At 28.6% G+C, this 12699-nt stretch carries 10 protein-coding genes; 5 read left to right on the top strand and 5 right to left on the bottom strand.

Annotated features, from left to right (window positions below; all coding sequences use genetic code 11):
- Positions 1-42: 42 nt before the first annotated feature.
- Positions 43-1005 carry a 6-phosphofructokinase gene (gene pfkA, locus CINFORN2912_RS00990; RefSeq protein WP_075433830.1) on the top strand — a complete coding sequence of 321 codons (963 nt, stop codon included), beginning with the start codon at positions 43-45 and terminating at the stop codon, positions 1003-1005.
- Between the two features lie 188 nt (positions 1006-1193).
- On the opposite strand, the gene tpiA is transcribed toward pfkA, so the two are convergent.
- From tpiA to serS, 5 genes are all read right to left on the bottom strand, one after another.
- On the bottom strand, positions 1194-1970 hold the full coding sequence (gene tpiA, locus CINFORN2912_RS00995) for a triose-phosphate isomerase (RefSeq protein WP_075433833.1): 777 nt from the start codon (positions 1968-1970) through the stop codon (positions 1194-1196).
- Between the two features lie 449 nt (positions 1971-2419).
- Positions 2420-4090 carry a 30S ribosomal protein S1 gene (gene rpsA, locus CINFORN2912_RS01000; RefSeq protein ID WP_075433835.1) on the bottom strand — a complete coding sequence of 557 codons (1671 nt, stop codon included), beginning with the start codon at positions 4088-4090 and terminating at the stop codon, positions 2420-2422.
- Between the two features lie 422 nt (positions 4091-4512).
- Positions 4513-5808 (bottom strand): 3-phosphoshikimate 1-carboxyvinyltransferase, encoded by a 1296-nt coding sequence (gene aroA, locus CINFORN2912_RS01005; RefSeq protein ID WP_075433838.1) that lies wholly within the window; start codon positions 5806-5808, stop codon positions 4513-4515.
- Positions 5809-5876: 68 nt separating this feature from the next.
- The gene (gene serC / locus CINFORN2912_RS01010; protein ID WP_075433841.1) at positions 5877-6965 is read right to left on the bottom strand and encodes a 3-phosphoserine/phosphohydroxythreonine transaminase; all 1089 of its coding nucleotides are present in this window, start codon (positions 6963-6965) and stop codon (positions 5877-5879) included.
- A 115-nt stretch (positions 6966-7080) separates the two neighbouring features.
- Complete coding sequence (gene serS / locus CINFORN2912_RS01015; protein ID WP_075433843.1) at positions 7081-8382, bottom strand: serine--tRNA ligase; 1302 nt, start codon at positions 8380-8382, stop codon at positions 7081-7083.
- Positions 8383-8577: 195 nt separating this feature from the next.
- On the opposite strand from serS, the gene trxB reads away from it, so the two are divergent.
- From trxB to CINFORN2912_RS01035, 4 genes are all read left to right on the top strand, one after another.
- On the top strand, positions 8578-9537 hold the full coding sequence (trxB, locus tag CINFORN2912_RS01020; protein ID WP_432416202.1) for a thioredoxin-disulfide reductase: 960 nt from the start codon (positions 8578-8580) through the stop codon (positions 9535-9537).
- 42 nt (positions 9538-9579) lie between these two features.
- Positions 9580-9798: a translation initiation factor IF-1 gene (gene infA, locus CINFORN2912_RS01025; RefSeq protein ID WP_075433849.1), complete on the top strand. Its 219-nt coding sequence runs from the start codon at positions 9580-9582 to the stop codon at positions 9796-9798.
- A 145-nt stretch (positions 9799-9943) separates the two neighbouring features.
- Complete coding sequence (gene aspS, locus CINFORN2912_RS01030) at positions 9944-11659, top strand: aspartate--tRNA ligase (RefSeq protein ID WP_075433852.1); 1716 nt, start codon at positions 9944-9946, stop codon at positions 11657-11659.
- Between the two features lie 109 nt (positions 11660-11768).
- The gene (locus tag CINFORN2912_RS01035; RefSeq protein WP_075433855.1) at positions 11769-12491 is read left to right on the top strand and encodes a YebC/PmpR family DNA-binding transcriptional regulator; all 723 of its coding nucleotides are present in this window, start codon (positions 11769-11771) and stop codon (positions 12489-12491) included.
- The last annotated feature ends 208 nt before the right edge of the window (positions 12492-12699 follow it).

Raw genomic sequence — 12699 nt, forward strand, 5'->3', positions numbered from 1 at the left:
ATCATGAGAAAAAATATAAAAAATTAAGGTTATAGAATTATAATGATCAAAAAAATAGGAATTTTAACAAGCGGAGGTGATTCTCCGGGAATGAATGCAATTATTAGATCTGTCGTCCATGCAGCATTAAAAAATAATTTAGAGGTAATCGGTATCTTCAATGGTTTCTTAGGATTATACCAAAATAAAATGATACCATTAAGTTATAACAGTGTTTCTGATTTACTCAATAAAGGCGGTACATTTTTAGGATCTTCGCGATTTTCAGAATTTCGGCTAGAAAAAATTAGAAGAACTGCGGTAAAAAATACTTTAGAACAAAAAATTGATTTTTTAATTGTGATCGGTGGTGATGGATCATATATGGGGGCTAAATTTTTAACTGAAATGGGAGTTCCGTGCATTGGAATTCCGGGGACTATAGATAATGATGTTTCCGGAACAGATTATACAGTGGGGTATTTTACTGCTCTAGAAACTGTTGTAGAAGCTATTGATAAACTTCGAGATACTTCTGCTTCTCACGAAAGGATCTCTATTGTAGAAATTATGGGCCGTTATTGTGGCGATCTAACATTATCTGCGTCTATTGCTGGAGGATGTGAGTTTCTTATAATTCCAGAAATAACATATAAAAAAGAATTATTGTTGCTAGAAATACAGAAAAGCATCAAAAAGGGAACTAAACATGCTATTGTGGCTGTGACAGAACATATATGCGATGTTAGAAAATTAGCGGAATATATTCAAAAAAATACTAACCGAGAAACCAGAGCTACTGTGTTAGGACATATTCAAAGAGGGGGAAAACCTGTTGCGTATGACAGGATTTTAGCTATACGTATGGGCGTATACGCAATACAATTATTGTTATGTGGGCATAAGGGTAGATGTATCGGAGTAATCAACGACCAAATAGTACATCATGATATTAATTATGCTTTAAATAATATGAAAAGATCTGTTAAGAAAAATTGGTTGAATGTTAATAAACAATTATATTAATATTATTCAAGAATTAAAAGCATCAGTTATTTAATAAGTGCCGGAATACCGGCGCTTACGGGACATTAATGATTTCTGCTTAGTGATATAACGTGTATAACTTATCTTCTGCATTCAGAAATAATTAAGATGTATTGCTAGTTATCATTGGAAATATAGGTTTTCAAATACACTCTTCTAAATCTATTTTAAGAATACATCTGGTTGATTATTTTTATAATTTTAGTAAATTCTTGTAACTGAAGAGAAGCTCCTCCGATTAAAAAACCATCGATATCTTTTTGAGAAATTAATTGCTTGACATTATCGGGAGTAACAGATCCACCATATTGAATAAAGAAATTTTTTATTTCAGAATTTGCTTTCAGTTCTATATACTCGCGAATAAAATTAGCGATACGTTGAACTTCTTCAGGATCTGCTGAACGCCCGGAACCGATAGCCCAAATAGGCTCGTAGGCGATAATAGAATTATTAAAGGCATGCTTAGAGCCGCAAATTTTAAATATTTCATCAATTTGGTTTTTACATTTTTCTTGAATTTGATTGTCTCTTTTTTCTTTCAAGGTTTCTCCAATACAAACAATTGGAATCAAATTTTCTTTTTTTAAAATATAAAATTTTTTAGCAGTGGATTCGTTATCTTCTTGATGATACAAACGCCTTTCTGAGTGTCCTATTATAACATAATCTACCTCAACATCGATTAGCATGCTGGGAGAAATTTCTCCTGTAAAAGGTCCTGAAGAGTGTAAATCAGTATTTTGAGCTCCAATAAAAAAATTTCTTTTATTTGATGAAAATATATGTTGAATAAACGCTGCATATAAAATTGGAGGAGCAATTACAACCGTAGACTTTTTATAATATTTTTCTAAAAATTTATTTAATGGTATAAAAAATTTATTAATAAGCTCTTTGTTTCCATTTAATTTCCAGTTACCTACAATAATAGGCTTTTTCATGTTAAAAAAAATCCTTAAATGCAATTATTGGAGTATATTATACTCTAATAATTGCTAAATTATAAAAAATTACCGAATAGTATTTAACTGCATGTAAGAATTAATGATCTAGTGCTCCTATCCGTAGAATTTATTCAGCACTTTAATTAGTTTTTAGATTTAAATAAGTAGTATGTTCCCTCTTTTTTCAGAATGTTATTTTTATCTTTTCTGAAATTTATTGGTTTTCTAAAAAACGAAAAGTCAAAAAAACTGCTAACAAGACCTCATTATAATTTTTGAGCCATGCTCAGAATAGAGATATTTTTTCTAAAAATATCTTTTATAAATGAATGATCAATTGTTCTGGAATATATTTTTTTTAGTTCTCTTTTTTTTAAATAAATTTAATTTTTTTGGTGACTCACTGACTCAAAATATATGCTATATTTAAATGTTTTTCTTATACACTAACTTTTAGTATTATCAACGGCCTGTGTCAGGATATTAGCGTTTTTTTTAGTATCTTCTAAATTTTCTTGTAGTGAATTTTTTTGTATATTTTGCTGATGAACTTCATCGGTAATTGATAAATATACAATTCTATTTTTTTTATCAAATCCTAAAATTTGTACTAATAAATTTTTTCCTACAGACATTTGTGAAATATATTGTTTTCGATATTCGGGCAGAATATCTATTACTTTTAAACACCCTTTTATACCGTAGTCTATATGAAGTAATATTGCTTTTTCTTCAATTAAGTGAACCACACCTGTAATTACGGCGCTTTTTTTGTTTTTCAAAAGGTACTGATTAAAAGGATCTTCATGTAACTGTTTTATTCCTAAAGATATACGCTCTCTATCAGCATCTACTTGAAGAACAACGGCGTGTATATTGGCGCCTTTTTTGTACTCTTTTACAGCTTTTTCTCCGGGAATAGACCACGACAGATCTGATAAATGAACTAATCCATCTATCCCACCGTCTAATCCAAGAAAGATTCCAAAATCAGTAATAGACTTAATTCTTCCATTTACTTTGCTCCCTTTATAATATTTTTCAGAAAATTGTTTCCAAGGATTGATTGTGCACTGCTTAATTCCTAAGGAAATTCGCCTTCTCGCTTCATCAATATTTAAAATAGATATCTTAATTTTTTCTCCAGAAGATACTACTTTAGATGGATGTATATTTTTATTGGTCCAATCCATTTCTGATACATGCACTAAACCTTCTACACCTTCTTCTATTTCTACAAAACAACCATAATCAGTGAGATTAGTTACAACGCCTAAATGCTGGCTTCCTTCGGGATAACGTATAGATAAGCGGAGCCAAGGATCTGTCCCCAATTGTTTTAATCCTAATGATACTCTTGTTTTCTCTGGATCAAATTTTAATATTTTAACCTGAATTTCATCTCCAATTTTTACTACTTCACTAGGATGCTTTACTCTTCTCCAGGTCATATCTGTAATATGTAATAATCCATCTATACCGCCTAAATCAATAAAAGCGCCGTAATCTGTTAAATTTTTTACTATTCCTTGAATAATATTACCTTCCTGTAAATTTTTTAACAGTTGATCACGCTCTGCACTGCTCTCGGACTCAATCACAGCTTTACGCGAAATGACTACATTGTTTCTTTTTTGATCTAATTTAATTACCTTGAATTCTAACTCCTTTCCTTCAAGATGTAAAGTATCTCTGACGGGCCGAATATCGACTAGCGAGCCGGGTAAAAATGCTCTGATGTCATTTATTTCTACAGTAAAGCCGCCTTTGACTTTACCATTAATCACACCTGTTACATTAGATAATTCTTTATGAGCTTTTTCCAGCTTAATCCATGATTCGTGTCTTTTTGCTTTTTCTCTCGATAAAACCGTTTCTCCAAAGCCATCTTCAATTGCGTCTAGAGCAACATCTACTATATCCCCCACTTGTACTTCTACAAGACCTTGTGAGTTTTTAAACTGTTCCGATGGGATGGATGATTCTGATTTCAAGCCAGCATCTACTAAAATCATATCATTATTTATAGAAATAACTGTTCCTTTAATAATAGACCCTGTACGTGTTTCTACTGTTTTCAGTGATTCTTCAAATAATTTAGCAAAAGATGTTATCATATAAAATAATTTGTCGTGTCAAGTTATAAATGTTTAAGAAAAATCTTTTTAATTAAATTAAACATATATAATATAGTTCATAAAAACCATTTATATTTCAATGGAGTTAAATAAAAAAATATATTTTTAATAAATGTATATTTTCTATTTTAAAGAAAATAATAATTAAAATAAAAATATTTTTTTTAAAAAAAAAATATATAAAAAAATATGTCATTATTATTTAAATTATTTTTTTTAAAAAGGCAAATCTTTAAATATTACGTCATTTAATATGTACAAATAGTTTGATAAAAGCGTTCTAAAGTTCTAATTTTTAAAAAATTATTAAACATGATTCTTTTTACCTTATAAAGTTGTCTATCCAGCTAAAATAAAATAATATTATTTTAAAAATATATATTAATTATTAATTAATTTACCTAAATGATAGAATCGTGACATATGGATTTAAATGTTTGGAAAAAAGACGGAAAAGTTTTATTTACACACGAAGGGTTCAATAATGTTACGGATACCTCTGATAAAGCAATTAAGGAAAAACACATCGCTATTCTATGATCGTTATATGTATTAATTGTAGCATGTAAAAATCTTTTAACTGGATAAACGATTATAAAATCTGCTCCTTCTTGAACCTTAGCTCCAATTTTTCTTAATTCTGTAGTCATTGCATGCAACCGATCTGTTTCTTTGACTCGCCAGTTATATATATTTTTAATATATACTAATTGTTGCGCAAACAAACCTAACATAGCAATTGTCATCGCTGCATCTGGTATATGATTACAGTCTATAGAAATCCCCATTAATTTTTTTTTAGTACAAATTAAAGAATTTTTTTTCCACTCAATAGAAGCTCCCATGTTTTGTAAAATATTAATAAAATCTAGATCCCCTTGAATACTATTTTTCTGTATACCATTAATTTTTACACAACCCCCTCTTATTGCTGCCGCTGCTAAAAAGTAAGTAGCCGAAGACAGATCACTTTCAATAAAATATTCTTTTGGAGAAATATATTTTTGCTGGCACTGAATATAAAAAGATTTATAGTCATCTATAACCTTTACTATAACACCAAATTTTTTCATTATATTAAGAGTTAGGTCAATATATGGCTTGGATACTAAATCACCTTCTACAATAATTTCTGTGTCTACCTGAGCTAAAGGAGCAGTCATTAGTAACGAACTTAAAAATTGACTAGAAATACTACCATTAATAAAAATTTTTCCACCCCTAAAACCACCCTTTATATATACAGGAGGATAATCGTTTTTCTGTAAATAACTGATACACGCTCCGCCTTGACGCAAAGCATCCACTAAATGATTTATTGGGCGCTCTTGCATTCTATCTTCACCCGTTAGGATAATTTTATTTTTACTCAAAGATAATATTCCTAATAAAGGCCGCATAGCAGTTCCAGCATTACCTAAAAATAATGTAGTTTTTTTTGAAGAAAACAACGGCCTTGAAATACCATCTACAATACATTCAGATGAATTTTTATTTATAAATACTTTTACCCCTAATGCCAATAAAGCGTCTAACATATACTTAACATCATCGCTGTACAATAAATTTTTTAAAATAGTTCTTCCACAAGATACTGCAGAAAGCAATAACGCTCGATTTGAAATACTTTTTGACCCCGGTATATTTAATTCTCCAGAAACATATTTGACTGGCTTTAATGTTAAACTATTTTGCATAATAAAAAAAACCCTATAAAGAATAACAATTCACAATATGTAATTTTGTTAGAAAACACTTAATAAAATTAACCGAACTTTTTTTCAAAATTTTTCATAAAATCTACGAGCAAAAGAATACCTTTGACAGGCATAGCGTTATAAATAGATGCACGAATACCTCCTACCATAGAATGACCCTTTAGCCCAACCAATCCATTTTTTTCTGCTTTTTGGAGAAAAATACTTGTTAACTCATGGCTTGGTAAATAAAAAGTTATATTCATACGCGATTGATTCACCGGTAATATAAAATTTTTATAGAAATCAGTAGTACTTAAATACTGATATAAAATTTTTGCTTTTTCTTTATTTTTTTTTTCTATTATCTCTATACCCCCCAAATCTTTCATCCATTGAAAAACTAATCCTGATACATACCACGAAAATACATTCGGAGTATTAAACATAGATTGTGATTGAGCTAATACTTGATAATTCAGAATTGAAGGAGTTTTTTTATTAATCTGTGTTAATAAATCTTTGCGAATAATAATAACTGTAATCCCTGTAGGACCAATATTTTTTTGAGCACAAGCATAAATCATGCCATATTTTTTTATATCAATTTTTCGGGATAAAATAGTAGAAGAAAAGTCTCCAATAATGACAGTTTTATAAAATATAGGATTTTCAAATATTTCTATGCCCTCAATAGTTTCGTTGGGGCAATAATGTAAATATGAGCTATTAGCAGGAATTTCCCATAGCACAGTTGGTTGAATATATATTTTTTTATCTTTTGTCATTTTTCGTACATCAAGAATACTAGGTTTACAATATTTCTTAGATTCTTCTGCTGCACATAAAGACCAATATCCGCTGTTAATATAACAAGGTTTTAAAGATTTTTTTGATAAATTTATGGGAATAGCTGAAAATTGTCCCCTAGCTCCCCCATGAGAAAATAAAACGCAATAATTGTTAGGAATATCTAATAAATAACGTAAATTTTTTTCAACTTTAAAAGTGTATTCTATAAAATCATGACTACGGTGACTAATTTCAACAATTGAACAACCAGAGTTGTTCCAATTTAGAAAATTTTTTTTTACCTCTGATAAAACAGATCGGGGCAACGTAGCTGGCCCTGGATTAAAATTATATGTTGTAGGCATATTTTTTACCAATATCATGATCTAGTGTTATAAATAATATTATCTATAATTTACAATTCAGTAAATAATGTTTCTTTATATAAAAAATCAAATTCAGAATCTTTTTTTAAAATGATTATAAATACTTCATGCCACCCATATAAGGATATTGCAATACTTTAGGCACAGAGACTCTACCATCTGAACATTGAAAATTTTCCAAAATAGCAGCCACAGTTCTCCCAACAGCTAACCCGGAGCCATTTAAAGTGTGTAAAAAGATGTTTTTTTTTGTATTAAGGGATTTATAACGAGCATTTATGCGTCTGGCTTGAAAATCTCCAATCATAGAACAAGATGATATTTCTCGATATAATTTTAAAGATGGAAACCATACTTCTAAATCATATGTTTTTTTAGATGAAAAACCAAGTTCACCGGAACATAGTAATATTTTCCTATACGGTAATTGTAATAATTGTAAGATATTTTCAGCATGTTTAGTTAAGATCTCTAAAGCTTCATCAGATTTTTCTGGTCGTACAATTTGCACAATTTCGACTTTATCAAATTGACGGTTTCTAATTAATCCTCTAGAATTTTTTCCATAAGAAGAGGGCTCAGCTCTAAAGCAGGGGCTTAATGCTGTAAATTTTAACGGCAATAATTGAGGTGAAATGATTTTATTTTTTACTAAATTAACTAAAGGAACTTCCGACGTGGGTATCAAGAAAAAATGGTTATTTTTTTTTGCTTCAACAGAATTAAACGTGGAATTTATATGAAATAAATCTTTTTTAAATTTTGGCAACTGACCGGTTCCATACATACAGGATTCTTTAACTATGTATGGCACATATATTTCTTCATATCCGTGTAATTTAATATGCGTATCCAGCATAAATTGACCTACCGCACGATGTAATCGAGCCACTGAACCTTTTATAAGCGTATATCCTGATCCAGCAATTTCCGCAGAAGAATTCCAATCAAATCCCTTCAACTTATTTCCGATTTTTATATGATCGATAATAGGAAAATTATAATTCTTTTTTTCTCCCCACAAATAAATTTCTTTATTGTTTTGCTCTCCAAACCCAACAGGGACGTCTTTGTGTGGTATATTGGGAATAGTAATTAATATTTTATATATTTTTCTTTGAACTAATTCTAATTTTTTTTTTAAGACGCTAATCGAGTCTCGAGAATGGATGAGTTGATTTTTTAAAATATCAATTTTATGATAAATTTGTTTTCTATGTATGATATGCTTTGATAATTTCTTATGTTCTGAAATTTTCATTTCGCTACTTATTTGTAATTTTTTACGCTTTTTTTCTAATTTTTTTAACATCTCTATATCTAAGATATAGTTTCTTGTATGTAATCTTTCTTGAAAAAAAGAATAATTATTTTTAATATCATTAAAATTTAACATAGTGTTTATAGTCTTCAAGTGTATAAGTTTTTTAAAAAAATATAAATGCTTTCTTTGATATACACATCAATCAAATAAAAATAACATAAGACATTATCATATAATAACATTATTATACACAAATCTTATTTTTATTATATTAACTATTTTTTTATTTTATTTTAAAAAAATAAAAATTTTTAACAGGAGCTGATAGTGAGTGAAAAAAAAAAACAATTTAGTCAATTAGTTATTATTGGCTCAGGTCCAGCTGGTTATACAGCAGCTATTTATGCTGCGCGCTCTAACATTAACACTATATTGATTACTGGCCCCCAGCCGGGTGGGCAATTAATAAAAACAAATGATATAGAAAACTGGCCAGGTGATTATAAGCAGATTAGCGGTATAACTTTGATGGAGCGTATGTTACACCACGTAAAAAAGTTTTCTATCAAAATTATTGACGACATAATCACGTCAGTAAATTTTAAAAATAATCCTTTTGAAATTAATGGAGCGACAACACAATACTTTAGTAAAGCTATTATTATTGCAACAGGATCATCTACTAAACTATTAAACATTCCCTCAGAAAGTGTTTATATGGGAAAGGGTGTGTCTACCTGCGCTGTATGCGACGGTTTTTTTTATAAAAACCAACCAGTAGCAGTTGTAGGAGGGGGAAATTCAGCGCTTGAAGAAACAATATATTTATCAAATATTTGTAAAAAAGTATATTTAATTCATCGTCGTCAACAATTTCGAGCAGACAAAGTATTAATTAATCGTTTATATGAAAAAATAAAAACAAATAAAAATATTATTATTTATTTTAATTCTCGTGTTGCACAAATCGTAGGAAACCATATAGACATGAATGGAATTAAAATTTATTCCGAAATAGACAAAAAATTTAAATTAATTAATGTATCCGGATTATTTGTAGCTATTGGGCATATTCCAAATTCTATGATTTTTTCTAAATTTATTGACATTAATAATAATTATGTAAAAATTAATTATAATAACCAGGTATTTAAAACACAAACAAACATACCCGGAATATTTGCGGCTGGAGATGTTTCTGATCCAATTTATAGGCAAGCTATAACAGCTGCTGCAAGCGGCTGTATGGCGGCGATAGATGCTGAAAAATATTTAAATAACTCTTGAACAGAATAATCCATAAATTGCTGTCTTATTCTTAGGAAGCACATCATGAAAGAAAAGAGCATAGAGATGCAAGGAATTGTAATAGATACTTTACCGAATACCACATTTAAAGTGAAACTAGAAAATAAACATATAGTTATAGCTCATATATCCGGAAAAATGAGAAAAAATTATATAAGAATTTTAACAGGAGACAAAGTAACGTTAGAGTTAACTCCTTATGATCTAAGTAAAGGAAGAATTATTTTCCGTAGTCGATAAATTGTAATTTATTGTGTTAAAAAGAGTTTAAAAATTTTTAAAAGATAGTATTTATTTTTATTAGAAATAAAAATATCTATAACTTAATATAAATCTTAAAAACAGATTAATTCATTTTAAAATATTTTAAAAAATTAGGATGTGTATGCGTACCAAATATTGCGGAGATATCAAGTCAACAGACAACAATAAAACTATTACTATATGCGGATGGGTAAACCAAACAAGACGATTAAAAGATATTATCTTTACTAATATTAGAGATATTTCAGGAAACATACAAGTTGTTTTCCACAAAAAAAATAAATCTTGTTTTTTGTCTGCACTAACTTTAAGAAATGATTTTTGCGTTCAAATTCAAGGGTTGGTTACTATTAAACAGTTTAATCAAAAAATAAATAAAAAAACGATTAATCATTCTTTTGAAATTATAGCGCGTCAGTTAGTTATTTTCAATAAAACAGCTCCTATTCCTTTAGACTATTCTAAAAAAAACAAAGAAGATATAAGATTTAAATTTCGTTATTTAGATTTACGGCGATTCGAAATGACTGAAAAAATAAAAAAAAGAAACGAAATCACTACATTAATTAGAAAATTTTTTATTAAAAAAAAATTTTTAGAAGTTGAAACACCCATTCTAACTAAATCAACTCCTGAAGGAGCGTCAGATTATTTAGTAAACAGCCGATTATATCCTGGTAAACATTATGCGTTACCTCAATCCCCTCAATTATTCAAACAATTATTAATGATATCAGGAATAGAGAAGTATTATCAAATTGCGAAATGTTTTCGGGATGAAGATTTACGATCAGACCGACAACCAGAGTTTACTCAAATAGATATTGAGGCATCTTTTGTGGAAACTTATGCTCTGAGAGAATTGATAAATAAGCTAATAAAAAAATTATGGTTTTCAATAAAAAATATTACTTTAAAAAATATTGATACGATAAGTTATCGTGATAGTTTGCTTAAATATGGAACTGATAAACCTGATTTACGTAATCCTATTCAATTTATTGAATTTAGCGATATTTTTAATAAAGAAACTAAAAATTTATTTTTTTGGTTAGAAGATAATAAAAAAAATAGAATTATTGGCATCAAAATACCCAATGGAGTATCATTAGTTTCTAATGAAAGAATAAAAGTTTATAAAAATTTTTTAAAAAAGCGTTATTCACATCAATTTTTATGCATTCAAGCAATAGACATAAAAAAACATGTTGTTGATATTTATAATGCCGAAAAAATTACTATAAATAAAAAAATACTGAAAGCTATCTTTTCTCGCGCTTCAGTATGCAATGGCGATATACTATTTGTAGTAGCAGAAGAGTTACATTTAGCTAATAAAATTTTAAGCGATTTAAGATTAAAGATAGGGCTAGATCTTAATATTACCGACCAAAAAACAGTATACCCTATTTGGGTTATAGATTTCCCTTTATTTAAAATAGATAAAGACCATCAATTAAAATCTATGCATCACCCCTTTACCGCTCCTAAAAAAAAAATTAAGTCGCTTATGCTAGAAAATCCGCTAAAAATTATATCTAGTGCATTTGATTTGGTTATTAATGGTCATGAAATAGGTGGAGGCTCTCAACGCATTCATGATTATAAGTTACAAAATCAAATTTTTGATTTGCTGCAAATAAATAAAAAAACAAAAAGAAAACAATTTGATTTTTTTGTTAATGCTCTAAAATATGGCGCCCCGCCCCATGCTGGATTAGCTTTAGGCTTAGATCGCTTAGCTATGCTGTTAACAGACAGTTCGACTATTACTGATGTCATTGCTTTTCCTAAAACTAGCTCTGCAATTTGTTTAATGACTGGCGCTCCCTGCTAATAGCAATATTTTTAGTACACTTTAAACAATGATTTATGTTTTTAAATGTTATCATCTTTAATAATAAAAAATTTTATTTTTAAAATATTTAATTGATATATGAGGGTATATGGCCGGACATAGTAAGTGGGCAAATACAAAACATAGAAAAAAAGCTCAAGATATCAAACGAAGCAAAATATTTACTAAAATTATAAGAGAAATTACAAATGCTAGTGCACAAAACGGATCCAACTTAAATACAAACCTTCAATTAAGAACCATTGTAGCAAAGGCTAATAATTATAACATCAGTAAAGATTTAATTAATACAGCTATACAGCGCGGCTTGGGTCAAGATAAAAAAAATATTTTTAAAGTTGTAAAATATGCTGGATATAGTGCAAGTGGAATAGCGATCATAATACATTGCGTTACGAATAACAGCAATAGAACAGTGAGCAGCATAAGAAATATTTTTACTCGCTTTAAGGGCACTTTAGTAAACTATGAAAATGCTCAGTATTTATTTAGTTTTTTTACCACTATACAGGTAGACGCGAGCCCGCATACTAGAGACATAGTATTGAATAATCTTGACATTCACTCGAGAATATATTCTAAAAAAATAAAAAAAAATTTTTTAGAGCTGACTATTAAAAAAAATAATGTTAAATTTATAAAAAAACAGCTGTTATCCTCTAAGATCGCTCTTAAAACCATGCGTATGATAATTACTCCTAAAGTTTTATGTGATTTAGATGCTATTAATAAAACAAAAATGCTCGACTTAATTAACTCATTACAAAAATTAAAAGAAACTACTGAAATTGCACATAATGCAAAAATATAATCCGATACTATAAAGCATATAAAACTGTTATCCTTAAGGGTCTAATAAATATAATTAACCCTCGCATTATTGTATCAATCATAATCTTTTATATGATTTATTTTGTGAAAAATTGCTTGTATACCAAGCGTGTATAATTTATAAAATGACTATATATGATAAACAATTTTATACTTAAACAGCATATGATAAAATGAAAGAAAAATTT

Source organism: Buchnera aphidicola (assembly GCF_900128725.1).
GTDB classification, from domain to species: domain Bacteria; phylum Pseudomonadota; class Gammaproteobacteria; order Enterobacterales; family Enterobacteriaceae; genus Buchnera_F; species Buchnera_F aphidicola_K.